The 24,188-nt window shown below is 60.0% G+C and carries 25 protein-coding genes; 17 read left to right on the top strand and 8 right to left on the bottom strand.

Features of this window, described 5'->3' with window-relative positions:
• Positions 1 to 15: 15 nt before the first annotated feature.
• Positions 16 to 1,464, top strand: a complete 1,449-nt coding sequence (locus AC2TDJ_RS19355; protein WP_480844329.1) for an efflux RND transporter periplasmic adaptor subunit — start codon at positions 16 to 18, stop codon at positions 1,462 to 1,464.
• A gap of 5 nt (positions 1,465 to 1,469) precedes the next feature.
• Positions 1,470 to 4,871, top strand: a complete 3,402-nt coding sequence (locus AC2TDJ_RS19360; RefSeq protein WP_480844330.1) for an efflux RND transporter permease subunit — start codon at positions 1,470 to 1,472, stop codon at positions 4,869 to 4,871.
• Here the strand turns inward: AC2TDJ_RS19360 and AC2TDJ_RS19365 are convergent.
• Both AC2TDJ_RS19365 and AC2TDJ_RS19370 read right to left on the bottom strand, forming a co-directional pair.
• Positions 4,838 to 5,338 (bottom strand): NUDIX hydrolase, encoded by a 501-nt coding sequence (locus AC2TDJ_RS19365; RefSeq protein WP_480844331.1) that lies wholly within the window; start codon positions 5,336 to 5,338, stop codon positions 4,838 to 4,840. The genes AC2TDJ_RS19360 and AC2TDJ_RS19365 overlap by 34 nt on opposite strands.
• Positions 5,292 to 6,104 carry a protein-disulfide reductase DsbD domain-containing protein gene (locus AC2TDJ_RS19370; protein WP_480844332.1) on the bottom strand — a complete coding sequence of 271 codons (813 nt, stop codon included), beginning with the start codon at positions 6,102 to 6,104 and terminating at the stop codon, positions 5,292 to 5,294. The genes AC2TDJ_RS19365 and AC2TDJ_RS19370 overlap by 47 nt, the downstream gene beginning before the upstream one ends.
• 147 nt (positions 6,105 to 6,251) lie before the next feature.
• Between AC2TDJ_RS19370 and AC2TDJ_RS19375 the strand changes: the two genes are divergently transcribed.
• Positions 6,252 to 6,806, top strand: coding sequence for a YqgE/AlgH family protein (locus AC2TDJ_RS19375; RefSeq protein WP_480844333.1), 555 nt, complete (start codon positions 6,252 to 6,254; stop codon positions 6,804 to 6,806).
• Here the strand turns inward: AC2TDJ_RS19375 and AC2TDJ_RS19380 are convergent.
• Complete coding sequence (locus AC2TDJ_RS19380) at positions 6,803 to 7,750, bottom strand: L-threonylcarbamoyladenylate synthase (protein WP_480844334.1); 948 nt, start codon at positions 7,748 to 7,750, stop codon at positions 6,803 to 6,805. The genes AC2TDJ_RS19375 and AC2TDJ_RS19380 overlap by 4 nt on opposite strands.
• A 136-nt stretch (positions 7,751 to 7,886) precedes the next feature.
• Here AC2TDJ_RS19380 and AC2TDJ_RS19385 point away from each other — a divergent pair, with 136 nt between their 5' ends.
• From AC2TDJ_RS19385 to AC2TDJ_RS19415, 7 genes are all read left to right on the top strand, one after another.
• Complete coding sequence (locus AC2TDJ_RS19385) at positions 7,887 to 9,590, top strand: acyl-CoA dehydrogenase (RefSeq protein ID WP_480844335.1); 1,704 nt, start codon at positions 7,887 to 7,889, stop codon at positions 9,588 to 9,590.
• Positions 9,591 to 9,601: 11 nt separating this feature from the next.
• Positions 9,602 to 10,636 carry an MBL fold metallo-hydrolase gene (locus tag AC2TDJ_RS19390; RefSeq protein ID WP_480844336.1) on the top strand — a complete coding sequence of 345 codons (1,035 nt, stop codon included), beginning with the start codon at positions 9,602 to 9,604 and terminating at the stop codon, positions 10,634 to 10,636.
• 4 nt (positions 10,637 to 10,640) lie between these two features.
• Entirely contained in the window at positions 10,641 to 11,093 is a 453-nt protein-coding gene (locus tag AC2TDJ_RS19395) for a DUF6173 family protein (protein WP_480844337.1), read from the top strand.
• A gap of 64 nt (positions 11,094 to 11,157) precedes the next feature.
• Positions 11,158 to 12,996, top strand: a complete 1,839-nt coding sequence (locus AC2TDJ_RS19400) for a glycerophosphodiester phosphodiesterase (protein WP_480844338.1) — start codon at positions 11,158 to 11,160, stop codon at positions 12,994 to 12,996.
• Positions 12,983 to 13,537, top strand: coding sequence for a hypothetical protein (locus AC2TDJ_RS19405; protein ID WP_480844339.1), 555 nt, complete (start codon positions 12,983 to 12,985; stop codon positions 13,535 to 13,537). Before AC2TDJ_RS19400 ends, AC2TDJ_RS19405 begins: the two co-directional genes overlap by 14 nt.
• A 69-nt stretch (positions 13,538 to 13,606) precedes the next feature.
• On the top strand, positions 13,607 to 13,741 hold the full coding sequence (locus AC2TDJ_RS19410) for an aa3-type cytochrome c oxidase subunit IV (protein ID WP_480844340.1): 135 nt from the start codon (positions 13,607 to 13,609) through the stop codon (positions 13,739 to 13,741).
• A gap of 12 nt (positions 13,742 to 13,753) precedes the next feature.
• On the top strand, positions 13,754 to 14,392 hold the full coding sequence (locus AC2TDJ_RS19415) for a hypothetical protein (RefSeq protein WP_480844341.1): 639 nt from the start codon (positions 13,754 to 13,756) through the stop codon (positions 14,390 to 14,392).
• Here AC2TDJ_RS19415 and AC2TDJ_RS19420 read toward each other — a convergent pair.
• Both AC2TDJ_RS19420 and AC2TDJ_RS19425 read right to left on the bottom strand, forming a co-directional pair.
• Entirely contained in the window at positions 14,381 to 14,713 is a 333-nt protein-coding gene (locus AC2TDJ_RS19420) for an AzlD domain-containing protein (RefSeq protein ID WP_480844342.1), read from the bottom strand. The two genes, AC2TDJ_RS19415 and AC2TDJ_RS19420, sit on opposite strands and share 12 nt — an antisense overlap.
• Complete coding sequence (locus AC2TDJ_RS19425; RefSeq protein ID WP_480844343.1) at positions 14,710 to 15,426, bottom strand: AzlC family ABC transporter permease; 717 nt, start codon at positions 15,424 to 15,426, stop codon at positions 14,710 to 14,712. Before AC2TDJ_RS19425 ends, AC2TDJ_RS19420 begins: the two co-directional genes overlap by 4 nt.
• Between AC2TDJ_RS19425 and AC2TDJ_RS19430 the strand changes: the two genes are divergently transcribed.
• From AC2TDJ_RS19430 to AC2TDJ_RS19450, 5 genes are all read left to right on the top strand, one after another.
• The gene (locus AC2TDJ_RS19430) at positions 15,425 to 16,366 is read left to right on the top strand and encodes a formate dehydrogenase accessory sulfurtransferase FdhD (RefSeq protein ID WP_480844344.1); all 942 of its coding nucleotides are present in this window, start codon (positions 15,425 to 15,427) and stop codon (positions 16,364 to 16,366) included. The two genes, AC2TDJ_RS19425 and AC2TDJ_RS19430, sit on opposite strands and share 2 nt — an antisense overlap.
• A 110-nt stretch (positions 16,367 to 16,476) precedes the next feature.
• Positions 16,477 to 17,430: an AEC family transporter gene (locus AC2TDJ_RS19435; protein WP_480844345.1), complete on the top strand. Its 954-nt coding sequence runs from the start codon at positions 16,477 to 16,479 to the stop codon at positions 17,428 to 17,430.
• A 60-nt stretch (positions 17,431 to 17,490) separates the two neighbouring features.
• The gene (gene mobA / locus AC2TDJ_RS19440) at positions 17,491 to 18,135 is read left to right on the top strand and encodes a molybdenum cofactor guanylyltransferase MobA (protein WP_480844346.1); all 645 of its coding nucleotides are present in this window, start codon (positions 17,491 to 17,493) and stop codon (positions 18,133 to 18,135) included.
• The gene (mobB, locus tag AC2TDJ_RS19445; protein WP_480844347.1) at positions 18,132 to 18,623 is read left to right on the top strand and encodes a molybdopterin-guanine dinucleotide biosynthesis protein B; all 492 of its coding nucleotides are present in this window, start codon (positions 18,132 to 18,134) and stop codon (positions 18,621 to 18,623) included. The genes mobA and mobB overlap by 4 nt, the downstream gene beginning before the upstream one ends.
• Entirely contained in the window at positions 18,620 to 20,689 is a 2,070-nt protein-coding gene (locus tag AC2TDJ_RS19450; RefSeq protein ID WP_480844348.1) for a molybdopterin-binding protein, read from the top strand. The genes mobB and AC2TDJ_RS19450 overlap by 4 nt, the downstream gene beginning before the upstream one ends.
• Here AC2TDJ_RS19450 and AC2TDJ_RS19455 read toward each other — a convergent pair.
• The 3 genes from AC2TDJ_RS19455 to AC2TDJ_RS19465 all read right to left on the bottom strand — a co-directional run bounded on the left by AC2TDJ_RS19455 (position 20,686) and on the right by AC2TDJ_RS19465 (position 22,778).
• The gene (locus tag AC2TDJ_RS19455; RefSeq protein ID WP_480844349.1) at positions 20,686 to 21,681 is read right to left on the bottom strand and encodes a hypothetical protein; all 996 of its coding nucleotides are present in this window, start codon (positions 21,679 to 21,681) and stop codon (positions 20,686 to 20,688) included. The two genes, AC2TDJ_RS19450 and AC2TDJ_RS19455, sit on opposite strands and share 4 nt — an antisense overlap.
• A 14-nt stretch (positions 21,682 to 21,695) precedes the next feature.
• Positions 21,696 to 22,166 carry a transcription elongation factor GreA gene (gene greA / locus AC2TDJ_RS19460; RefSeq protein ID WP_480844350.1) on the bottom strand — a complete coding sequence of 157 codons (471 nt, stop codon included), beginning with the start codon at positions 22,164 to 22,166 and terminating at the stop codon, positions 21,696 to 21,698.
• A 231-nt stretch (positions 22,167 to 22,397) separates the two neighbouring features.
• The gene (locus AC2TDJ_RS19465) at positions 22,398 to 22,778 is read right to left on the bottom strand and encodes a VOC family protein (protein WP_480844351.1); all 381 of its coding nucleotides are present in this window, start codon (positions 22,776 to 22,778) and stop codon (positions 22,398 to 22,400) included.
• Between the two features lie 85 nt (positions 22,779 to 22,863).
• Between AC2TDJ_RS19465 and soxR the strand changes: the two genes are divergently transcribed.
• Together soxR and AC2TDJ_RS19475 are read left to right on the top strand one after the other, a co-directional pair.
• Complete coding sequence (gene soxR, locus AC2TDJ_RS19470; protein WP_480844352.1) at positions 22,864 to 23,319, top strand: redox-sensitive transcriptional activator SoxR; 456 nt, start codon at positions 22,864 to 22,866, stop codon at positions 23,317 to 23,319.
• Between the two features lie 136 nt (positions 23,320 to 23,455).
• A partial coding sequence (locus tag AC2TDJ_RS19475) for an NAD(P)/FAD-dependent oxidoreductase (RefSeq protein WP_480844353.1) occupies positions 23,456 to 24,188 on the top strand: 733 nt, incomplete at its 3' end.

The following is a 24,188-nucleotide window of genomic DNA, read 5'->3' on the forward strand; positions in this document are numbered from 1 at the left end:
GGAGTATAGTGATCGATGCGATTTCTGCGGCAAAGCCTTGTGGGTGTTTTCCTGGCGTTTTTGACGCTGGGCCTGTTGCTTGTGGCCGCTCAGATGATCGTTGGGGCGGTTCAGGATGTAATGACGCGTGACGCTCCGCCGACCGAGGCGCGGGAACGGATATTTGCGGTCACCGTCCGGACGGCTGAACCGGAAACGGTAACACCTTACCTGGAAGCTTTTGGTCAGGTCCAAAGCCGCCGCAGGCTGGAACTGCGCGCGGCCCTGGGCGGGCGCGTCATATCGCTGGCCGATGATTTCGAAGATGGCGGCACGGTGACCGCTGGCGAATTGCTGGTCGAGCTTGATCCTGCCGACATGCAATCGGCGCTGGATCGCGCCAAATCCGATCTGTTGGATGCGCAATTCGAAGAGCGTGACGCGGAACGCTCGCTGCTGCTGGCGCAGGACGAATTGAAATCGGCCGAAGCACAGGCCGAGCTTCGGGAACGGGCGTTGCAGCGCCAACGGGATCTGCAATCGCGCGGCGTTGGGGCAGCTGCCAGCGTTGAAGAGGCGGAACTGGCCGCGACCTCCGCCCAACAAGCCGTGCTGTCCAGCCGTATCAACTTGGCGCAGGCAGAGTCACGGGTCGATCAGGCAACGACTCTTCTGTCCCGCGCTCGGATCGCGCTGGAAGGGGCCGAGCGTGATCTGGAGGACATGACCATACACGCCCGATTTGCCGGAACTCTGACGGGGGTCACTCTGGTCGAAGGTCGGCTTGTTGCAGCGAATGAAAAACTGGCCGAGTTGGTGGACCCGAATGCGCTGGAAGTCGCATTCCGGGTTTCAACCGCGCAATACGTGCGATTGTTGGACGATGCGGGCGATCTGATCGCCGCGCCGGTCACCGTTTCACTGGAGGTGACCGGGACTGACTTGGTAGCTACAGGACGCATCAGCCGCGACAGCGGTTCGGCAGGCGAAGGACAGACAGGGCGTCTGATTTATGCGCGCCTGGATGAAGCGCCGGGGTTCAAACCGGGGGATTTCGTCACGGTCTCGGTGCAAGAGCAAGCATTGGACAATGTCGTGCGGTTGCCGTCTTCGGTGTTGGACGCGACTGGCAATGTTCTGGTTCTCGGCGCGGATGACCGGCTGGAGCCGTTGCCGGTGCAGCTGATCCGACGTCAGGGTGACGAGGTTCTGTTGCGGGGCGAAGGTCTGGCGGGGCGCGAGGTTGTGATTGGCCGCACGCCGCTGCTGGGTTCGGGTGTTCGCGTGCGCCCGCTGCGGGCCGAGGCCGGTGCCGGGCCTGACATGGTCGAGCTGTCGGACGAAAAGCGCGCTCAGTTGATGGCGCAGGTCGAAGCCAGCGAAGCCATGCCGCAGGCCGACAAGGACAAAGTGCTGGGCCAGCTTCGAGAAAGCAGCGTGCCCGCATCGCTTGTGCGCCGGCTTGAAACCCGCGCCGGGGGTTAACGGGCATGATGCGCGAGATTCCCGGTGCGGCAGGCGGCGTCCTCAGCTATTTCACCCGCCACCGGACGGTCGCGAACCTGTTGCTGCTGGTTATGCTGGTTCTGGGCGCTGCCGCCATTCCGAACATGCGGGCGCAGTTCTTTCCGGATGTGATCCTGGAATCTGTCATTGTGGACATCGAATGGGAGGGCGCGGGCCCCGAGGATGTGGACAATGGCATCATACAATTGCTGGAACCCGCGCTTTTGGCGGTCGAAGGAGTTGCCGCGACTGAATCGACCTCTCGCGAGGGATCGGCGCGTATCGATCTGGAGTTTGAGCCTAACTGGGACATGTCCCGCGCCGTTGAAGAGGTTCGAACCGCTATCGACGGTGTGACAAACCTGCCTGCGGATTCCGAAGAACCCACAATCCGACGCGCGGCCTGGCGGGACCGCGTAACAGACGTCGTTATCACCGGGCCGATTGAATCGGAACAACTGGCGAAATTCACGGATGAGTTGATCAACCGCCTGTTTGCAGCGGGCGTGACCAGGACCACAATCCGGGGTCTGGCTGCCCCGCGTATCGTGGTTGAGGTTCCCACAGCACAACTGATCGCCAATGACATTTCGCTGTCCGAAATCTCCTCGGCCATCGCGGCCGAAGTGACGGCCAATCCGGCGGGAGACGTGACCGGGGCAAACGCCCGTATTCGGACCGGCGCGGAAAAACGCACACCTGAAGAAATCGAAGGAATTGCGCTCCGCACATTCGCGGACGGTTCCAAACTGGTCGTCGGGGACGTTGCGGAAATCCGCGTTGAAGGGGTCAACCGAAACCGAAGCTATTTTGTCGGCGATAACCCGGCAATGTCCATCCGGGTGGACAGATCCAACCTGGGAGATGCGATCGGGATTCAGCGCACGGTTGAAGACGTGGTGCAGGAAATGCAGGCCAGCCTGCCGGAAGGGATCACGATCGAGCTGATACGCACCCGGGCGCAGGCCATCACTGACCGTCTTGATATTCTGGTCGACAACGGCCTCGTCGGGCTGGGCCTTGTTGTCTGCCTGCTGTTTCTGTTTCTCAACGCGCGCATTGCCTTTTGGGTGGCGGCGGGTATTCCCGTGGCGATGTCCGCTGCAATTGCGTTGATGTATCTGGGCGGTCTTTCGATCAATATGGTGTCGCTGTTCGGCCTGATCATCACACTTGGGATCGTGGTGGACGATGCCATCGTTGTGGGCGAACACGCCGATTTCCGCGCCCGCCGTCTGGGCGAGGCACCCATGGTTGCCGCTGAACGTGCTGCGCGTCGTATGGCGATGCCGGTCTTTGCCGCGACCCTGACCACCGTTATCGCATTTTTCGGGCTGACGGCGATTGGCGGACGGTTTGGTGAGCTGATCCGTGACATTCCTTTCACCGTGATTGCCGTGCTGATCGCCTCTTTGATCGAGTGCTTCCTGATCCTGCCCAACCACATGGCCCATGCCATTGCGCATTCGGCCAAGGAACACTGGTACGATCTGCCTAACCGTGTGGTGAACCGGGGGTTCCGCTGGGTTCGCGATCACCTGTTCCGCCCGCTGGTCGCCTGGGTTGTCTGGGCGCGCTATGTGGTCGTGGCGCTGATGTTGGTGATACTCGCCAGTCAGATTGCGTTGTTTATCAGAGGCGACGTGAACTGGCGGTTCTTCAATGCGCCCGAACGCGGTTCGGTCACCGGCAATTTCATCATGGTCGAAGGCGCCACCCGGTCGGATACGCTGGAAATGATGCGCATTGTTCAGCAGGCGGCTGAAGAACTGGGCCAGATTTACGAAGAGCGCCATGGCCTCAATCCCATTGACTATGTTCTGGCCGAGGTCGGAGGCTCCGCTGGATGGGGTCTGTCCGCCGCTGACGGCAAGGATACCGACTTGTTGGGCGGAATCTCGATCGAGCTGATCGATGCCGACCTGCGACCTTATTCCAGTTTCGAGTTTGTGGGCGAGTTGCAGGACTTCGTGCCGCGCCATCCCAAGGTCGAGCTGCTCAGCTTTCGGGGCTGGCGTTCGGGGCCGGGCGGTGACGCCATTGAAGTTCTGTTTTATGGGGCGGATGTAAACACGCTGAAATCAGCGTCCGAGGACCTTCAGACGGCCTTGTCCAAGTACACTGAGGTATCCGCGCTCGAGGATGACCTGGCCTATGACAAGGAAGAGTTTATCCTGGACCTGACCGCACAGGGCGAGGCGCTGGGTTTCCGCATTGAAACCCTGGGTCGCGTTTTGCGGGATCGGCTGAACGGTGTCGAGGCCGCCACCTTCCCGGATGGGCCACGCAGTACCGAGATTCGCGTGGAACTGCCCGAGAATGAGCTGACCGCCGATTTCCTGGAGCGCACGCTGATGCGGTCGCCGGACGGCGTCTATGTGCCGCTGGCCGATATCGTCTCGGTCGAGCGGAAGTCGGGTTTTTCAATCATTCGTCGTGAAAACGGTCTGCGGGTGATAACCGTGGGCGGTGACATTTCCGAAGATGATCCGGCGCAGGCCGCAGAAATCGCGCGGGCCATACGCGAAGATATCCTGCCCAAAATCGAGGCTGAGCGACAGGTCAAATGGTATATGGCAGGCCTCAGTGAGCAGGAGGATCAGTTTCTTGCCGAGGCGCGCACCGGACTGATTTTGTGTCTGACCGGCATCTATCTGGTGTTGGCGTGGGTCTTTGCCAGCTGGACACGGCCGCTTGTCGTGATGGCGATTATCCCCTTTGGCCTGGTGGGGGCGATCTGGGGGCATTACATTTGGGACGTGCCGCTCAGCATGTTTACCGTTGTGGGTCTGCTGGGAATGACCGGGATTGTGATCAACGACTCGATCGTTCTGGTGACGACGATAGACGCATATCAGCAGGATCGCGGGCTAGTGCCCTCGATTGTCGAAGGGGCAGCAGACCGGTTGCGCCCGGTAATGCTGACAACACTCACCACCGTATTGGGCCTGACGCCGCTGCTGTATGAGGGTTCGCAACAGGCGCAATTCCTCAAGCCAACGGTAATCACGCTGGTCTACGGGCTGGGCTTTGGAATGTTGCTGGTTCTGCTGCTGGTGCCCGCGCTGCTGGCTATCCTGAATGATATTACCCGCCCAATGATCGCCATGCGCCGCGCATTGCGGGCACCGGATGTCGTGGTGCGACGGGCCGTGTCGGCAACCGGATTCGTTCTTGCACTTTGGTTGGCAGTTTCGATGATTTGGCCGGCCGTTTCAGGAGCGCCTATGGTGCCGCTCGCGGATCTTTACCCCGGCGAGGACGGGCCGAGCGCGCTGCAGATGGGTCTTGGTGTCTTTGCAGCCGGGGCAGCGGTGATCCTGCTGATCGGGGTCGTGGTATCGGGGTTGCTTTACGCGCGTTTGTCCGGGCGCGCCAAAGTCTGATCACGGTGCAACGCAGTTTTCAACAGATCGGAGACCCGATCGCTCATCGGTAGGCTGTTGCTTATGATTTGGTCGACCGGGAACCAACGGGCCTCGCGTGCATCGTCACCTGCCACGGGTGTACCTGATTGATACTCGCAGGCCACGCCAACCAGCAGGTAGTGCGCGCTTACCTCGCCGTTGTCGTCGCGATGCAGCAGGTCGAAATTTTCGAGATAAGACTGTGGTTGTGCAGTTACGCTGGTTTCTTCAATCAATTCGCGCGCTGCGGCCTGCGCTACAGTTTCGCCCCATTCAACATGCCCGCCCGGAAACCCCCAAAGGCCCGCGTCGGGCTGTTTGTTGCGCCGAACAAGCAACACCTGATCACGATGAACGACAACGGCCAATGCGCCGATTTTTGGAGAACGGCTCATAGCATCAGCCAGCGCTGCACCCGCGAATGTCCACTGCGTGATTTGTGCCAAGAACGGTGATCCGAACCTCGGACCGATCCAATGCAAAGGGCGCGCCAGAGGCGCTGATGACCTCGGATCGGGCAATCAGGGTGTTCCCTCGCCGTTCGGCCTCGGATTGCGAGGCCCATAGCGCGGGATTGCCCGGCTCGATGACTGCAACTTCGGTTCCACCCGCCGATGGCATGGTGATGTGTGCCTCGATCCGCATGCCGTCTTCTGTGGGTGTCAAATGACACGACGCACCTGCCACCCCGGCCTCGCGCGCAGAAAACGGTCGTTGCGCCAGCGCAGCGGCAATTGCCGGATTGCGCCCCGCTTCTGCGTCGAGCGTATGATCGAAGTTCAGTTTACCAGGGACACAGACGTCCTTGCAGATGCCCAGGTCCATTTCGCCCTTCAAACGCACGGGTTTGGCCGGGTTCTTGGGAGTGATCTCGACCGGCAGCACAAGTTGGTCTTCGTACCCGATGGATTGCAGACCGTTTTGGTCGAAGATATGCGGTGCTGGCCAGGTGATCGAGATTTCGCTCACATTGCGCGAGCGGCTCCAGTCGAATTGCGGCGGAATGCCAGCGTCACCCGGCGCGCGCCAATAGGTCTTCCAGCCGTCCTTCAGCGTCAGGCGCAACGCGCCCTGATAGGTTCCATCTGCAGTTTTGCCGCCGTCCAGAACTTCCAGTTGAACAAGCTGTTCCACACCCTGAGCAAGGGCAGGGGCCGCCAAACTCAGGCCGGCGATCAGAGCGGTCGCGGCGGGTTTCCAGAGCGTTCTCATAGCCTATAGATGCGCCTTGCAGACCAAATTGCCAAGTCACGTTCCGGTCACTTTGATGAATTCCATCAGAATTGCCGTTGATCCCTTGCCAATCCCCTTCTTGCAGGGCCATTGTTGTAGGATAGCAGAGCAAAGAGTTGCCCGCATATGGACCTGACCGGAAAACTGTTGATTGCGATGCCCGGCATGGGTGATCCGCGTTTCGAACACTCGGTTGTTTACATGTGCAGCCATGAGGATGACGGGGCGATGGGGCTTATCGTCAACAAACCCTCGGATTTGCGAATCAAAACCCTGCTGGAACAGCTTAACATCGCGTGCCGCATCCCGGTCGTAGGCGAGCGGCTGGTGCATTTTGGCGGTCCGGTCGAAATGTCACGCGGGTTCGTCCTGCATTCTTCGGATTACGAGGCCAATCTGCACTCGATGCAAATCAGCAACGACTTCAGCATGACCGCGACGATGGATGTCCTCGAGGATCTGGCCTCGGGCCGTGGGCCGCTGAATGCGATGGTGACGCTGGGCTATTCCGGATGGGGTCCCGGCCAGCTTGAGGATGAGATCGCCATGAATGGCTGGTTGACGACGGATGCCGACCCCAGATTGGTGTTCGACCTGCCCGATGACGAGAAATGGGAGGCGGCGCTGGCCACCCTTGGCGTCGACCCGCTGACATTGTCGGCCAGCGCGGGCCGCGCCTAGCCTCTTGGTGCGGCGGCCCGGCGCAGCCGGTCGTTGATGGCAGCACCCAGACCATCAACGGGGATCGGCGTTACGGCGATTGGGCGGCCGGATCTATCCAGATCGTGCAGGGTTGCAAACAGGTTGGCCGCGGCCTCGGCCAAATCGCCTTTTGCGGACAGGTTTACGTCACAGTCCACCGAACCGAACCCCAACAAGATCTCGTCGCCCTGACGTGTCTCGGCGTTCAGACGAACCGGAGCTTCGGGCGCGTAGTGCGATTGCAGCTGGCCGGGTGCCGTCAACACATCATGTGCCTGGTGGAGGTGCAGCCTGGCATTCAGAACCTCTTCGATCTGATCCAGCGCGACGCCACCGGGGCGCAACAGAGTAGGCTCTCCGGCCAGCCCGACGATGGTGGATTCCAGCCCGACACCGCACGGACCGTCATCGAGAACCGCAGCGATCCGCCCATCCAGCCCGGCGCGAACGTGTTCCGCTGTGGTTGGGCTGATCCGGCCTGACGGATTAGCCGAGGGCGCTGCGACGGGTCCGTCGACCGCCTGCAACAATGCGCGCGCTGTCGGATGCGCCGGAACCCGAACTGCCAATGTGTCCAGCCCGGCAGTGACCAGCGATGAAACGTCATGCCCCGGACGCAGTGGCAGGACCAAAGTCAACGGACCGGGCCAGAAGGCACTGGCCAGTTGATCGGCCTGATCCGTCCACTCGACGAACCGTTGGGCCGCCTCGACCGAGGCGACATGTGCAATCAGCGGGTTAAAGCTGGGCCGTTCCTTGGCGGCGTAGATCGCCGCGACCGCTTCACCGTTCAGAGCATCCCCGCCCAGCCCGTAAACCGTCTCGGTCGGGAAAGCGACCAACTGGCCCTGCCGCAGCAGGTCGGCAGCTTGCGCCAACCCGGCGGGATCGGCAGACAAATACTCGGTGCGGTAAGGGATCATGGGTCGTGACGCCGCGTTTTGGTTGCTTGCAACATGTGGAAGGGTAGGTAATCGTCCCAGCCCAGATGATTACCGGTGCGGCTTGCGGATTCCAAGCCCGCACGTCAAAACCTTCAAAAGACCTTCGAGGGAAGCCATGCCATATCGCGCCCCACTCTCCGATTATCAGTTCCTGCTGGACCATGTGGTCGGCTTTGACAGGATTGCCGAAACCGAGACATTCTCGGAGGCCAGCGCCGACGTGGTCAGCGCCATCCTGACCGAAGCAGGCAAAATGTGCGAAGAGGTCATGGCCCCGCTTCAACGTCCCGGCGATCTGGAACCGGCGCGGTTGGAAAATGGCGTGTTGCGCACCTCTCCCGGCTATGCCGAAGGATGGAAAGCCATTGCCGAGGGCGGGTGGATCGGCATGAGCGGTAACCCGGAATATGGCGGCATGGGCCTGCCGATGACCGTCACCACTGCGGTGAACGAGATGATGAGCGCGGCCTGCCTGTCGCTGCAACTGGCCCCGCTGATGAGCCAGGGTCAGATCGAAGCGCTGGAGCATCACGCTTCGGACGCGCTGAAAGAGCTGTATCTGCCCAAGCTGATTTCGGGTGAATGGTCCGGAACCATGAACCTGACCGAGGCGCAAGCCGGTTCGGATGTCGGCGCGCTGACCTCCAAGGCTGAGCCGAATGGCGATGGGACCTACGCCGTTACCGGGCAGAAGATCTTCATCTCGTGGGGCGACAACGACTTTTGCGAGAACGTGTGCCATCTGGTTCTGGCGCGTTTGCCGGATGGGGTGCCGGGAACAAAGGGGATCTCGCTGTTTCTGGTGCCGAAGTTCATCCCTGACGAGAACGGCGACCCCGGTGCTGCCAACGACCTGAAAGTGGTCTCGCTGGAGCACAAGATGGGCCTGCATGGCTCGCCCACCTGCGTGATGCAGTATGACGGGGCCAGGGGCTGGCTTGTGGGGCACGAGCATGGCGGTATGGCGGCCATGTTCACCATGATGAACAACGCGCGCCTCGGTGTCGGCGGGCAGGGCGTCGGTGCGGCGGAAGGGGCCTATCAGCATGCGCTGGCCTACGCGTTGGAACGCAAACAGGGCAAGACGCCCTCGGGCGCCATCATCGACCATGCGGATGTGCGCCGGATGCTGATGGACATGCGCGCCGATGTTTTTGCGGCGCGGGCGATCATGCTGGCCAATGCCGCGGCCATCGACATGGCACAGGCAACCGGGGATTCCGACTGGGCAGCGCGGGCGGCTTTGCTGACGCCGATCGGCAAGGTGTTTGGTACACAGACCGGGATGCGGGTGTCTGAGACCGGTGTGCAGGTGCATGGCGGTATGGGCTTTATCGAGGAAACCGGAGCCGCACAGTATTATCGCGATGTGCGCGTTACTGCGATTTACGAAGGCACCAACGGCATTCAGGCCATGGACCTTGTTGGACGCAAGATGATGGACGGCGGCGACGCAGCCTCGCGCCTGCTGGACGAGATCGAGGATCAGGCTGAGAAGGCGCGCGCCACTCTACCTGAACTTGCCGGCCCGGTTTGGGAGGCAACAGAGTCCCTGCGCGAAGTGACCGAGTGGCTGGTTTCGCAAACCGAAATGGCCAACCGCTTTGCCGGCGCATCAGCTTATTTGGCCGCCTTTGCGCGCGTTCTTGGCGCGCATTACCATTTGTCCGCGGCACTGGCCGACCCCAACGGCGCGCGGGCTAAACTGGCGCGGTATTACATCAACGCTTTGCTGCCCGAACATGCGGGTCTGCTGGCGCAGGCGCAGAAAGGCGCAGATGACCTTTATGCGCTGGGCATCGAAGAGTTGGCGGTCTGATGGACGGCGATATGGGGCAGATTATCCGGTATCCCTGGGGCGAACCTCCGGCCCACGGTGAAGCTGTCGAAGTTGCCGACGGAGTGTTATGGATACGACTGCCGCTGCCGATGGCGTTGGACCATGTGAATGTCTATGCGCTTGACGATGGTGACGGCTGGACGGTGATCGACACGGGGCTGTCATCGAAGAAGACACGCGCCATCTGGGAAAACCTGATGGCGGGGCCGTTGTCGGGCAAACTTGTCAACCGGGTTGTCGTCACGCATCACCATCCCGACCATGTCGGCAATGCCGGATGGTTCCAATCCGAACATGGGGCCGAGTTGGTGACGACGCGCACGGCATGGCTGTTCGCGCGCATGTTGTCGCTGGACGTTCAGGAAATCTGGCCACAGGAGACACTGAACTACTATCGCAGTGCCGGCATGGCTGCGGATGTGCTGGCCAAGCGGATGGCGGATCGCCCATTTAATTTTGCAGACGTGGTTTATCCGATGCCGCTGGGTTTTACCCGGGTCAAGCAGGGCGACGTGATCCGCATGGGCGGGCGCGACTGGGACGTGCACATGGGCAATGGCCACGCCCCCGAGCATGCAACGTTCTGGTGTCGCGACGATAATCTGGTGCTGACCGGCGATCAGATCCTCAGCTCGATCAGTTCAAATCTTGGGGTGTACGCCACCGAGCCCATGGCGGACCCGGTTGCGGATTGGCTTGAGTCCTGCGAGCGTTTGAAACTCTTGGCGCGACCGGATCATCTGGTGCTGGGAGGGCACAAACTGCCCTTTACCGGGCTGCCGGTGCGGATGCGGCAACTGATCGAAAATCACCATGGCGCGTTGGATCGATTGATGAGCGATCTGGACCAGCCCAAAACTGCGGCCGACTGTTTTACGGCTTTGTTCAAGCGTCCGATCAAGGAGGGCGAGTATGGCCTCGCGCTGGTCGAGGCGGTTGCACATCTGAACCATCTCTACCACATTGATGCTGTCACCCGCTCGCGTCGTGCGGACGGGGCGTGGGAGTATCAGCGCAAAGGGTAGCCAGATGCAGGACCAGATCGAAACCTCGGCCGAGGCCGCCGAAGCCGCAGCCTTGCCCCGTTGCTATGAGGTGCACGCCAATCCCGAGGCGGAATCGGGTACGAAGAAACTGCCTGGTCCCTTGCAAAAGCCTGTCGCCACCAAGAGCCCGGCCCAATGGGCCTATGAGAGGCTGATCCTGTATATACAGAATTTTGAAAAAACTCTGGACGGTGATCACGAGGTCGCCATGGGATTTACGGGCGGTGATGCCGGCGTGATGCGGATCGAGGGGATGGGGTATTTTGATCCCGATGTCATCACTTTCTATGGCTCTGACGGCACCGGTGCACGCACCCAATTGGTGCAGCATGTCAGCCAGTTGAACGTCATGCTGCGCGCCTTGCCCAAATCGGTCGAGGACAAGCCTGCGAACCGCATCGGATTTCGCCTTGCGGCCGATCTCGAGGAAAGCTGACACTCTGGCTTGAAATTCACGTCTTCGCAGCCTTGAATGATCGAACCATTCAGGAGGGCGCCGCGTGACTTATTTTTCAGCCGTAACAAATGCCTATGCCGGTGCCTGGGCGCGGCGGCGGGTCTTTGTCCCGATTTACATCGCCGTGCGCCTACTTCTGATCGCGCTGATCGCGCCTGGCGTCGCTGTTGTGGTCAATCTGGCCGTGTCGTTGTCCAATCAATCGGCTTTGACCGATCAGGACATCGCCATGTTCCTGCTGTCACCCGCCGGTTTTGTCGCCGGTGTTGTGATCCTGAGCCTGTTTCTGCTGGCCGAGGTCTTCGTCTTTTCCGTAATGGCCGGATCACTGCGCATGGGTGAACGCGACCCGTGGCGTGCAGGCAGCGCAGCAATTGGCGTGATCCTGTCGCGACTGCCCGCGTTGTTCGGTTTTGCCGTGCGGCTGGTACTGCGCGTCCTGCTTTTGGCGGTGCCATTCGTAGCCGTTGCCGCGGTGATCGCTTGGTGGACGCTGACGGAGTACGACATCAACTATTACCTGACCTTTCATCCGCCCGCTTTCTGGGTTGCCGTGGTCATGATCGGGCTGGTCGTTCTGGCGATGGCCTGGGTTCTGATCCGCAAATTATCTGCCTGGGCGCTGGGCCTGCACCTCGTGTTGTTCGAAGGGCTTGCACCCCCGGCGGCTTTCGCGGAAAGCGGTCAGCGTATGAAGGGCAAGCGCGGTCGTCTCAAGATCGAACTGGTCCTTTGGCTGGCCGTTCGTATCGCCATCGCAGCTGTCATTGCGTTTGTCGCGGGCCTGTTGTTTGCAGTTGTTCCCTTGCAGCAGGGGGCAAATCTGAAACTCGCCCTGATGCTCAGCCTTGCGGTAGCTGGCCTTTGGTCATTGGCGGGGCTTGTCCTGGCGGCATGGGCTCTGGGCGCGCTCGCAGTCCTGTTGGACGGGTTTTTCGAACCCAGTACCGATGCGATGCCCCACCCTGAACCCAGCGACCTGCGGGTGCCGGTGCTTGTGACCGTCGGGGCAGCGGTTGCAGCGCTGCTGATCGGCCTGTGGTTTGGGCAGAAATTGCTGGAACGCGTTCAGGCGCCAGACCACGCGGATGTCATCGGGCACCGCGGCGCCGCTGCATTGCGGCCCGAAAACACGATGGCTTCGGTTCTGAAAGCAATCGAGGACGGGGCGGACTGGGTCGAGATCGACGTTCAGGAAACCGCCGATGGCGTGGTCATCATCGCGCATGACAGTGATTTCATGAAGTTGGCAGGCGTGAACCTCAAGGTCTGGGACGCCACGATGGACGATGTGGCCGGGATCGATATCGGCAGTTGGTTCGACCCGCAGTATGCCTCGGAACGGGCGCCGACCCTGCATGACGTTCTGAGCGCGGCCAAAGGCAAGTCCAGGGTTATCATCGAGTTGAAGTATTACGGTCACGATGTCGACCTGGAAAACCGCGTTGCCGCGATTGTCGAAGAGCTGGAAATGCAGGATGACATTGCCACAATGTCGCTGAAATACCCGGCGGTGCAAAAGATGAAGGCCTTGCGCCCCGAGTGGCGTGCCGGCGTTCTGGCGGCCACGGCGGTCGGTGATCTGTCTGGGCTCGACGGCGATTTCCTTGCGGTCAACGCGAATATGGTCACTCCCGGTCTGATCCGGTCGGTCCATGACGCGGGCAAGGATATCTACGTCTGGACAGTGAACGACCCGCTGCAAATGTCGGCAATGGCGTCGATGGGTGTGGATGGGTTGATCACCGACCGGCCGGCCATGGCGCGCGAGGTGCTTCGGGTGCGCGCTGAAATGGGGCCGGGCGAGCGGTTGCTCCTGTGGCTGGCGACCACTTTCGGGCTGTCTGTCGATACCTCGGGTATGCGCGATGAAAGCCCTTAGGGTCACCGTCGCATTGACGGCTTTGTGCACAGCGGCACAGGCGCAGGACCTGATGCGCAGCGTCGAGATGCCCGCACACCGCGCCCTGATGGAAAGCCGGGTTGGCGCGGAATTGAAGCCTTTCGAAACCGACGGCTGTTCCGGCGGGCTGTCTTCAAGCTGGCGATTGGTGGCGGACACGTTCCCCAAATTCAGCGCGCTTTATGAAGAGCATCCGCCGTGGGAATACTGCTGTGTCACGCACGACCGGGCCTACCACAATGCGGGTGGAGCGCTCAGTGCCGAATCCAGTTTTGACGCTCGCCTGTCGGCCGACGACACTCTGCGCGCTTGCGTGAAAGGACACGGCGAATCCCATGCCGACACATATGCCCAACGCTATGACATGACGCCTGATCAGATTCGATCGGTCCATACGATTACAGCTGAGGCGATGTATATGGCCGTGCGATTTGGTGGCGGACCCTGTAGTGGCCTGCCGTGGAGGTGGGGGTTTGGCTATCCCGGATGCTCGGTTTTTGCCCTGCCTGCGCGCGAATGACGTCGTGACAGGCCCGGAGTTTTGCATTATCCAACGTTTTGAACACGCGAACTAGGATTCTTGAGAAACATGGCTGATCACAAGCACGGCGAAATGGACATCACCGTTCAAAACAAAACCTTTGAAGGGTTCGTCAGATTCACCACCTGGTGTGTGGTGGTCATTGCATTACTCTGCCTCTTCCTGGCGGTCTTCGCGTCGTAATTCCGGCCGGAGATGTCCGTGTTCAGGATCCTGATTGCCTGTCTGCTGGCAGCGATTGTCGCTGGATGCACCGGGTCCAATCGCCCTCAGGCCGATCAGACCGAGATCGCGGCCCGCTCTTATCGTGATCCGGGCCCGTCGACGCTGACGCTTTATACGATGGTCAACACACGCTCGGGGTCCGGGGCACACACCTCTCTGATGATCAGCGGCAGCGAGCGGGTGATCTTTGATCCCGCGGGCTCGTTCCGGGCGGACATCGTTCCGGTCAAAGACGATGTTCTCTACGGCATTACGCCGGCGGCCGAGCGCGCCTATCGCAGCTCGCACGCGCGCGAGACGCATTTTGCGCGCATCCAAACCATTGAAGTGACCCCGCAGCAGGCCGAGATCGCCCTGCAACTGGCCAAGCAATCGGGACCGGTTGCATCTGCCTATTGTGCCAATTCGACCGCCCGGATCCTGCAACAAGTTCCGGGGTTCGAGCAGATCGATGTCACTTTTTATCCAAACAAGCTGTCAGAGCAATTCGGACAGATTCCGGGTGTTGTCACCTCGGAATACCGCGAGAACGACGACGCGGATCTGCAAAAGGGGCTTGCGGTGAATAACGCGCGGCTCAATCAGATCGACGCGGCCTCAACCAACTAGGTACAACAGGCCATAAAGTGTTGCGGCGCCTGTAAAAATGGCAGCCAGCACGTTTTTTGTGAACAGCCCGACTGTCAGAGCCACGGCCGCAGCCGCCATGCGCGGAACGTCCGGTTGCCCTTCCGTGGCCGAAGGCCAGACCACCAGCGGCGCAATCAGCGCAGGCAGGATTGCGACTGCCGTATAGCGCAAGTGGCGCAGCAGCCAGGGTGGCATCGGGCGATCACCGACAATGCCGATGAATACGAAACGCAGGGAATAGCTGCCAATGGCCAGCCCTATGATTATGGTCCAAATTGTGACTGGATCGACTTGGCTCATGCTTTGACCTTTCTGCGTTCCATCATCAGCTCTGCCCGGGCACCCGCCATCATGCCGGCGCAACCGGCTATCAGCAGGCCCAGGTTGTAGGGGACAGCGACCATCAGAAGGGACACGATGATTGCCACCAAGGCCGCGACCACATGGGCCATGGTCCGCATCATCGGCCCGATCATCGCCAGAAAGGTAATCGGCAGGGCAAAATCCAGCGCCCAGCTTTCGGGAATTCGCGTGCCCAGAACAGCGCCCAGGTAAGTAGCCAGAATCCACAGCGGCGTAACCGGAGTGGCTGAACCCAGGAAATAGGCCATACGTTGAGGTACAGTCATCTGTGGTTCTTTTTCGAACCGCACGATCGAGCTGGCATAGGAATTATCGACAATCAGATAGGCCGCGCAGGCCCGCTGCCACAATGGCGCAGCACCCAGAAACGGTGTCAGCGACGCGGAATACATAGCGACGCGCAGGTTCACCGCCAGGGCCGAGATCAGGATGATCACGGTCGGCGTTTCCTCTTGCAGCAGTTGCAGAGCAGCGAACTGCGCGGCACCCGCGAACACAGTGGCGGAAAAGGCCATGGTCTGGACGATATTCAGCCCGGTTTCGGTCGCGAAGACCCCGAACAATGTACCAAATGGAACCGCTACGAAGATGAACGGGGTCCCATCGCGAAAACCCTTCCAGTAGTGTGACTTGGATGTGGTGAATGCCATGGCTAAATCCTATGGTGACCGCAGCAGCAGTAACGGGCTTGGGAAAGGGTTGCAATTGGCGACGGAAACGGACCTGTCAGAGTACATCATTGCGCCCGATCCCGGCGCAGCCCGCCTGACCCGCGCGGTCGACGGTGTCGACCAGAACGGTGAAACCAGCCGAATTTCGGTTGTCGAAGAGCGGCCGCTGACGATTTTCCTCAACGGCCAGGAAATTGTGACGGCCATGACCATTGGCGATTATCCCGAATATCTGGCGCTGGGTTTCCTGCGCAATCAGGGGATGCTGCTGGACGATGATCAGATCACACGGGTCGACTACGACGAGGACCTGGAAACCGTCGTTGTCCGCACGGCGCGCGAAACATCCTATGAGGACAAGCTGAAGAAAAAGACCCGCACCAGCGGCTGCGCGGTTGGTACGGTGTTCGGCGACATGATGGAGGGGCTTGAGGACGTGCGTTTGCCCCGGGTTTCGGTACGCACCTCGTGGCTTTACGAGCTGGCCGCCAAGATCAATCGCACACCGTCGCTGTATCTTGAGGCCGGAGCGATCCATGGCACGGTGCTGTGCCGCGAAAACCGACCGCTGGTCTATATGGAGGACGTCGGACGTCACAACGCGGTCGACAAGATTGCGGGCTGGATGTTGTCCGAACGAGAGACAGCGGAGGACAAGATCCTTTACACCACCGGTCGCCTGACCTCGGAAATGGTGATCAAGACGGCCATGATGGGAATTCCGGTACTGGCCTCCCGGTCCGGGTTCACCGCCTGGGGCGTCGAGATTGCACGTGAGGTTGGCCTGACACTCATCGGTCGGATGCGCGGGCAGCGATTTGTATGTCTGGCGGGCGAGGACCGGTTGGTGCGCGATGCAGATCCGACGACGGTTGCGGCCGAGGACAAGAAGCATCACCGAAAAAGCTCTTTGTCCTGAATTCGGCTGGCAACGAAGGCAGTCCTACAAAATCCTGCGAATTCTAATGGATGTATCCTAGTATGGGACGCAACCTACGCGAATTGGAAGATGCCTTGCCTGAGTGACACATGGAGCTGATTAATCTCATTGCGCCGGTATTTGCGGTAATCCTGACGGGGTACGCGTTTTCGTGGACGAGGCTTCTGGGCGAAGACACTGCGGACGCCTTGGTCCAGTTTGCCGTATATGTCTTGATCCCGGCCATTATGTTCTATCTGATCGGTCAGGAGGAATTCGGGAACCTCTTGAACTACGGTTTTTATCTTTCCTATGGCGGAACTCTGTTGGTTCTGTTCATCGTATTGTTCGTCTGCTTGAAAAGCGTTTCAAACTTTCAGACCGGAGCAGCTACCGTCGCAGCATTTGCAGCGGTTGCATCAAATACGGCGTTGGTCGCCCTGCCAATCCTACACGCTATATTCGGTTCCAAGGGCGCGCTGCCGGCAGTCCTGGCAAATCTTGTCGTCGCCATTCTGCTCTTGGTCATGACAACGGTTCTCGAAAGCGCGGCGGGACACAAGGCGAGCGCCAAAACGCCGATTTACAAGATCCTCCTAAACGTTCTGAAAAACCCAATAATTGCGGCCACTTTGTTGGGCGTTGTTTATTCCTTCACGGGTATAGGGTTCTCGGACTCGGTTTCGGACTATTTGGAACTGCTCAGTCAGGCACTGGCAGCCGTCGCGCTTTTTGCGATCGGATTCACCACCAGCGTACGTACGATCATTCAGACGGGGCCGCTGATTCTGACTCTGACGGTGGCGAAACTGATCCTTGCGCCGGGCCTTGTGTTGCTAACAGCTCATCTGATCGGATTGGACCCCTTGTGGACTATCGCGGCAACTGTTTCCTCGGCGGTGCCGACCGCGAAAAACGTGTTTCTTCTTGCCAAGCACTACGATCAGGAACCCAAATTGGCCGCTCATATCGTTTCGGCGACTTCGTTCTTGTCGGTTGGGACATTGATCCTGTGGCTGTTTGTCCTGCACCACCTGTACCCAACCGCGTTCCAATTAAACTGAGTTCGATTTACAAAAGTCGCGAGTGACTTATCACGTGAGGAAAAGCAATAAGGGACGGGAATGAGTAACCCTCTTGGCGTAATCCTGGCAGGCGGCCTCGCCACCCGGATGGGCGGTGGCGACAAAGGTATGCTGCAACTGGGCGGTCAGAGCCTTTTGGGCCATGTGATCGATCGGCTGGGTCCGCAGGTAAGCGGACTGGCGTTGAACGCAAATGGTGATCCTCAGCGGTTTGCCGATCTGGGACTGCCGGTCATCCCGGACACGGTCGAAGGGTTCGCAGGGCCACTGGCGGGTGTTCTGGCCGGGCTCGACTGGGCTGCGGAACAGGGTGGTGACAGTATCGTGACCGCCGCCGCGGATACGCCTTTCTTTCCACGTGATCTGGTGGAACGGCTGGTGCGAACGGCCGAGGGCCAGGCGCATCCACTGGTGCTCGCGACCACTCCGCGAACCTCGGAAGAGGCGCTGAAATCCGGAGGCGGAAAGAAAGTGAACCGACACCCGACATTTGGCCTCTGGCCAGTTGCGTTGCGTGATGATCTGCGGACCGCTTTGCACGACGGGCTCCGCAAGGTGGTTCTTTGGACCGATCAACATGGCGGGCGCGAAGCGTTGTTCCCGGCCGATCCCTTTGACCCCTTTTTCAACGTCAATACGCCTGCGGATTTGGAGCGGGCTCGGGAATTGCTGGAGCGGGCATGAAGGTTTACGGGGTCACCGGCTGGAAAAATGCGGGCAAGACCGGCCTGATGGAGCGTCTGGTGGCAGAAATCACCGGGCGTGGTTTTACCGTATCCACGATCAAGCATGCTCATCATGCTTTTGACGTGGACCAGCCTGGTACCGATAGCTATCGCCACAGAATTGCAGGTGCGTCTGAAGTGCTGCTGGCTTCGGCCCATCGTGTTGCCTTGATGCAGGAACTGCGCGGTATGGCCGAGCCAAGGCTGGATGAACTGCTAACGCGTTTGTCACCGGTCGATCTGGTGATGATCGAGGGGTACAAGCGGGAACCACATCCAAAGATTGAAGCCTTTCGGGCTGAACCGAACAATCCGTTGATAGCACCGGGTGATGACAGCATTCGCGCAGTGGCTAGCGACACACCGCTGGAACTGGATCGGCCTGTGTTTGATCTGAACGACACGACGCGGATCGCCGATTTCATTCTGTCGGAGGTCGGCCTATGACGCAGTTTCAGACCTTTGCCATGGTGGATTGGTCCGGAGGCAACGATACCGGTCCGAACCAGCGCAAGGATGCGATCTGGGCTTGTGTCGTCCGGGACGGGGTGGCGAACAGACCGGTTTACCTGCGCAACCGGCAGCTGGCCGAGGCTTGGCTGTCCGAACTGATCGAGGACGAATGCAGCGCCGCGCGACGCTTGTTTCTTGGTTTCGATTTCCCCTTTGGCTATCCGCGCGGTTTCGCCCGCGCGCTGACAGGATCGGACGACCCGCTAATCCTTTGGAACTGGCTCGAGGCGCGGATCGAGGACACGCCCGAGGCCAACAACCGCTTTGACCTGGCAGGGCAGATCAATCGCCGTTTTGGCGGGCGGGGTCCTTTCTGGGCCAATGGGTTGAAACGCGATATCGACGGGCTGCCGCGTCGAAAGGACAATTACCACAACCCGTTCCCCGATCGCCGCGCGGTCGAAGACCTCGCAACCGGCAGCTTTACCTGCTGGCAGATGGCGGGCGCTGGAGCGGTCGGCGGTCAGGTCATGATGGGTCTGCCGGTATTGGCGCGCCTGCGCCGTCGTTTTGATGGGCAGGTTGCCGTATGGCCCTTTGAGAATCTGGACAAGCCCGTCGCTTTCGTCGAAATCTGGCCATCGCTCGGACTGGGCGCGGCGCCCGAGGGGCGGATCAAGGACGCGTGGCAAGTCGAACAAGTGGCCCTGAACCTTGCGCATCTGCCGCCCGACGCGCTGGCGCGGCAACTAAACGTCAATGCGGCAGAAGAAGGCTGGATTATGGGCGTGCCGCAGATCAAGCCGGACATCGCACCACCGCCGCTCAGGAACGACTGTTTCGCGCTTCCCGCCGGTGTAGATTGGACACCGGTCGATGATGCGCTGAACCTGCTGCGCAATCGTCTGCGTCCTGTGACCGGGATGGAGCTGGTCACTTTACCTGAAGCGTCAGGACGTATTCTGGCCAAGGATGTGACGGCCCGGCGATCCAACCCGCCGCAACCCAACACGGCAGTCGATGGGTATGGTTTTGCGGGGGCCGTACCAGAGGGCGCGCATGTGATGCCGCTGATCCAGGGGCGCGCGGCGGCGGGGGTGTCTTTTGACGGTGCAGTTCCCTCGGGCCATGCCCTGCGCGTCCTGACCGGTGCAGCCCTGCCCAAAGGGGTCGATACGGTCATCCTCGAGGAAGACGTCACCGTTGAGAGCGGCCACATCGCCTTTCGCGGGCCGTTGAAACAGGGAGCCAATACAAGACGGGCGGGCGAGGACGTGGCAGAAGGCGATCTGGCATTGCCTGCCGGGCGCAGGCTGACCCCCGCCGATCTGGCCTTGTTGTCAGCGGTGGGCATTGCCGATGTGTCGGTCCGGGCACAGCTACGTGTCGCGGTTCTGTCCACCGGCGATGAGCTTGTCGAACCGGGCGAGACCGCGGGGCCGGGTCAGATATTCGACGCCAACCGACCCATGTTGCTGTCACTGGTCGAACGGATGGGGTTTCAGCCGGTGGACATGGGGCGTGTCGGGGATGACCGGGATATGTTACGCGCGAGGCTGGACCACGCGGCGTCGCAGGCCGATGTTATCCTGACCAGCGGTGGTGCTTCGGCGGGTGATGAGGATCATGTCTCGGCATTGTTGCGCGAGGCCGGTGCGATGCAGCAGTGGCGGATTGCGCTCAAACCCGGACGTCCTCTGGCGCTGGGCATGTGGCAGGGATCGCCGGTCTTTGGTCTGCCGGGCAATCCGGTCGCGGCGATGGTATGTACCCTGATCTTTGCCCGTCCGGCTTTGGGCTTGTTGGCTGGTGAGGGTTGGCAGGTCCCGCAGGGGTTTGACATTCCCGCCGCCTTTGAGAAACGCAAGAAACCCGGTCGCCGTGAATACCTGCGTGCTCGGGTTCGGGACGGTCGGGTCGAGGTTTTCCAGTCCGAAGGGTCGGGCAGGATCAGTGGTCTCAGCTGGGCGGAAGGTCTGGTCGAGATTGAGGACGGCGAACGTCATATCACGCCCGGTGACCCGGTTCGGTTCATTCCCTATGGCAGCTTTGGGCTCTAGTCGAAGGTTCCGGCAACCCGGCCCAACAACATGAAGGCACGCGCCGTTCTGGTTTCGCCCAGGGCCGTCAGATCGGCATCGCTTGCCTCAGGTTCGAAATCCACGATCATGTGGTCGAAACGGCGCAGGAAGTGATGGGCGGCATCGCGAAAGATTGGATCCTGCTTCATCCGCGCCGCTGTCAGCGCCAGTGACGACCGGTCGCGAATTCCACCCAGCGCGGCAACCGAGCGCCCGCGCTCGCCCTGGGCGAACTGGCGCCAGACCTCAGGGCGGGCCATGTCGGGGCGCAGGTCGTCCATATAGATGCCTTCCTGGCTGAGCAGGGTCAGAACATCCTCTGATGCCTGAACAATCTGCGCCGCCTTGCGATCCTTGAGTGCCAAGCGCAACGCAGTGAACCCTTCGGCGTCTTCCTGAGTTTCGGGAAAATTCAAGGCACGGATAAAGACGTCATTGGGCAGGGGTGGCGCAATATCCTCGGCGGATGTGCCAAGTTCGAACGCGGTTTGATCACCCTTTTCCGATGTTGGCACACTTGATTGTGCCGGTTCGGATCGATGGGTCGAAAACGTGGCAGGTGTGCTTTCGGACTTTTTTAGAGTCGCAGCGATTTCGTCCAGTTTCCGCCCGACCGCCGGTTCGTAGCTGATGGCCCCACGCTGTTGCTGGCTGACATAGGCGTTGCGAATTGCGTCGATGGCTGTCTGCAGCCGGGCGCTTTCCTCGCGCATGATCCGGCTGGCGCGCATGGCCATCGCGGCGACCCAAATCATTGCCACCGGCATGAACACGGCCAGAAAAGTGACAATGAACCCACCGCCCTGCTGTGGGCCGGGCAGCACCAGAAACACAACGGACACCACCAGCCAGATCGCACTGAGAATGATGGCGGCGATTTCGATTCCGGTCACCGCTGGCTGGCCCGGACGGTCATAGATACCCAACGAGGTCGGACGCTCGGCTTCTTGATCCTTTTTGGGCTCCGACATGACTAGCGCTCCGGTCAGGCGTACTCGATATTCAGAATTTCATAGGACCGCACACCACCGGGTGTGCGCACTTCGACACTGTCCCCTTCGTCCTTGCCGATAAGCGCGCGGGCGATGGGGGATTTGATGTTCAGCAGGCCATTTTCAATATTGGCCTCGTATTCCCCGACGATCTGCCAGGTTTTTTCTTCATCGGTGTCTTCATCCACCAGAGTCACCTTGGCGCCAAACTTGATGGCGCCGGACAGTTTGGCCGGGTCGATCACATCGGCCAGAGACAGAATGCCTTCCAGCTCTTTGATGCGGCCTTCGATGAAACCCTGTTTTTCGCGGGCCGAATGGTACTCGGCGTTCTCCTTCAGATCGCCCAGTTCGCGCGCTGTGGCGATGGCTTCGATGATCGCCGGACGCTCGACGGATTTGAGGTTTTTCAGCTCCGCCTCGAGCGCGGCATTGCCCGAAGGCGTCATTGGAATCTTTTCCATGTTCTAGTCGTCCACGCAAAAATTGTTACGCCCCGCCGCACAGAAGCGTCGGGGCGAAAGATGGGTTGCCAATTACCTGACCTAAATAAGGCGCAAATTGCAAGAGGCCAAGGAATTTGGAGCGGGGGATTTGCGACTTAACGCCGTCCCGGCGGCGGCGGTCGCCTGTGGCGATGGCCCAACAGATCACCCCGCCGCCAGCGATGCGCATCGACGCCCAGCCAAAGCATCTCAATCATATTGGACCACTTCGAATTCGATGCCGTTGTCGTCACGGAAGTAAAACCGCCTGCCGGGCTCGTAGTCTGCATGGTTATGCGGTTTGAACCCAGCTTTCAGGACGCGCGCCTCGGTGGCGTCGATATCCTCGACCAATACGCCAACATGGTTCAGTCCACCCACCACGTCATAGCTGCTTTCACTTGCCGGTTTCGGGTCATCCGGAGCGTAGAGCGCCAGGTAGGTATGTTTGCTGCCCACGTGAACTGTGTATCCGCCTGCGATGGCGGGGCCTTCCCAGCGGGTTTTCCATCCAAAGACATCCTGCAACCAGGCGGCCGAGGCCTTGGGGTCGCGCACGGTGAAATTGGTGTGTTCAAGCGTCGCCATCATGGGATCTCCTTTGCATTTTCGACTTGTCCCGACTCACCGTAATTTCTAAACCTAACTTTAGGTCAAGAGTTTTGTGGAGGAAAAGATGGCGGCATCCGACGGACTTTCCATAGGGGCGCTGGCGCGCCGAACCGGATTGGCGGTTTCGGCCATACGCTACTATGAATCCCAGGGCCTGATCTCGCCATGGCGAAACCCGGGCGGGCAGAGGCGATACCAGAGGGCAGACATCCGACGGCTGAGTTTTGTCATGATCGCTCAGCAGTTCGGCCTGACCCTTCCTGAAATCCGGCAGGTATTGTCCGGGTTGCCGGGCAATCGAACACCGACCCCCAAGGATTGGAAGGAAATCAGCAAAGGTTTGCGTTCCCATCTGGACCAGCGAATCGATACCCTGACACGCCTGAGGGATAACCTGGATGGCTGTATCGGATGTGGCTGTCTCAGCTTGCCTAAATGTGCGCTTTACAACCCCGACGACAGGGCGAAATCGCATGGTAGCGGTCCCAGATACCTCATGGGGGACCGGCCGGAACAGTGAACTGCCGTATTGCGACAGTTTTACGCCGTGTTTCGATTGACCAAGGTCTTTCTCAGCATGTAATCAGCCGTGAAACAATATTGCGCCGACCGCGTGTTGAAAGCGCCAATTCGGAAAGTTAGCTAAGGAGCCCGCGATGGCCGAGATTGAACGCGAAGCGATGGAATACGACGTGGTGATCGTGGGTGCAGGCCCTGCGGGTCTGTCGGCTGCCATCCGTCTGAAACAACTGGATGCGGACCTGAACGTCGTCGTTCTGGAAAAGGGGTCCGAGGTTGGCGCACATATCCTGTCAGGTGCTGTGCTGGACCCGTGCGGACTGGACGCGCTGATCCCCGACTGGAAGGAAAAGGGCGCACCGCTAAACGTGCCGGTCGAGGAAGACAACTTCTACATGCTGGGTGAAGCCGGTAAAATCCGCATTCCCAACTTCCCGATGCCGCCGCTGATGAACAACCACGGCAACTACATCGTTTCCATGGGCAACGTCTGCCGCTGGATGGCCGAACAGGCCGAAGAACTGGGCGTTGAAATCTTCCCAGGCATGGCGTGTTCGGAACTGGTTTATGGTGAGAACGGCGAAGTCAAAGGCGTCGTCGCCGGTGTCTTCGGTCTTGAGCCCGATGGATCATACGGCCCGCAGACCGAACCGGGGATGGAACTGCACGGCAAGTATGTCTTCCTGTCCGAAGGCGTGCGCGGTTCGCTATCCAAGGAAGTCATTGCCAAATACGACCTGTCCGCGGGCAAAGAGCCGCAGAAATACGGCGTTGGCATGAAAGAGATCTGGGAGATCGACCCGGCCAAGCACAAGGAAGGCACAGTCACCCACACCATGGGCTGGCCGCTGGGCAGCAACGCGGGTGGCG

The sequence above is a fragment of the Ruegeria sp. HKCCD6647-2 genome (assembly GCF_057221075.1).

Bases quoted from the DNA above. Each gene is read 5' to 3' on its own strand.
- AC2TDJ_RS19375 (WP_480844333.1), top strand. From the start codon at position 6,252: ATGGACCTGACCGGAAAACTGTTGATTGCGATGCCCGGCATGGGTGAT.
- AC2TDJ_RS19395 (WP_480844337.1), top strand. From the start codon at position 10,641: ATGCAGGACCAGATCGAAACCTCGGCCGAGGCCGCCGAAGCCGCAGCC.
- AC2TDJ_RS19410 (WP_480844340.1), top strand. From the start codon at position 13,607: ATGGCTGATCACAAGCACGGCGAAATGGACATCACCGTTCAAAACAAA.
- greA (WP_480844350.1), bottom strand. From the start codon at position 22,166: ATGGAAAAGATTCCAATGACGCCTTCGGGCAATGCCGCGCTCGAGGCG.
- AC2TDJ_RS19385 (WP_480844335.1), top strand. From the start codon at position 7,887: ATGCCATATCGCGCCCCACTCTCCGATTATCAGTTCCTGCTGGACCAT.
- AC2TDJ_RS19415 (WP_480844341.1), top strand. From the start codon at position 13,754: ATGTCCGTGTTCAGGATCCTGATTGCCTGTCTGCTGGCAGCGATTGTC.
- mobA (WP_480844346.1), top strand. From the start codon at position 17,491: ATGAGTAACCCTCTTGGCGTAATCCTGGCAGGCGGCCTCGCCACCCGG.
- AC2TDJ_RS19450 (WP_480844348.1), top strand. From the start codon at position 18,620: ATGACGCAGTTTCAGACCTTTGCCATGGTGGATTGGTCCGGAGGCAAC.
- AC2TDJ_RS19370 (WP_480844332.1), bottom strand. From the start codon at position 6,104: ATGAGAACGCTCTGGAAACCCGCCGCGACCGCTCTGATCGCCGGCCTG.
- AC2TDJ_RS19360 (WP_480844330.1), top strand. From the start codon at position 1,470: ATGATGCGCGAGATTCCCGGTGCGGCAGGCGGCGTCCTCAGCTATTTC.
- AC2TDJ_RS19430 (WP_480844344.1), top strand. From the start codon at position 15,425: ATGGCTAAATCCTATGGTGACCGCAGCAGCAGTAACGGGCTTGGGAAA.
- AC2TDJ_RS19420 (WP_480844342.1), bottom strand. From the start codon at position 14,713: ATGAGCCAAGTCGATCCAGTCACAATTTGGACCATAATCATAGGGCTG.
- AC2TDJ_RS19425 (WP_480844343.1), bottom strand. From the start codon at position 15,426: ATGGCATTCACCACATCCAAGTCACACTACTGGAAGGGTTTTCGCGAT.
- AC2TDJ_RS19405 (WP_480844339.1), top strand. From the start codon at position 12,983: ATGAAAGCCCTTAGGGTCACCGTCGCATTGACGGCTTTGTGCACAGCG.
- AC2TDJ_RS19380 (WP_480844334.1), bottom strand. From the start codon at position 7,750: ATGATCCCTTACCGCACCGAGTATTTGTCTGCCGATCCCGCCGGGTTG.
- AC2TDJ_RS19455 (WP_480844349.1), bottom strand. From the start codon at position 21,681: ATGTCGGAGCCCAAAAAGGATCAAGAAGCCGAGCGTCCGACCTCGTTG.
- mobB (WP_480844347.1), top strand. From the start codon at position 18,132: ATGAAGGTTTACGGGGTCACCGGCTGGAAAAATGCGGGCAAGACCGGC.
- AC2TDJ_RS19355 (WP_480844329.1), top strand. From the start codon at position 16: ATGCGATTTCTGCGGCAAAGCCTTGTGGGTGTTTTCCTGGCGTTTTTG.
- AC2TDJ_RS19435 (WP_480844345.1), top strand. From the start codon at position 16,477: ATGGAGCTGATTAATCTCATTGCGCCGGTATTTGCGGTAATCCTGACG.
- AC2TDJ_RS19465 (WP_480844351.1), bottom strand. From the start codon at position 22,778: ATGATGGCGACGCTTGAACACACCAATTTCACCGTGCGCGACCCCAAG.
- AC2TDJ_RS19390 (WP_480844336.1), top strand. From the start codon at position 9,602: ATGGGGCAGATTATCCGGTATCCCTGGGGCGAACCTCCGGCCCACGGT.
- soxR (WP_480844352.1), top strand. From the start codon at position 22,864: ATGGCGGCATCCGACGGACTTTCCATAGGGGCGCTGGCGCGCCGAACC.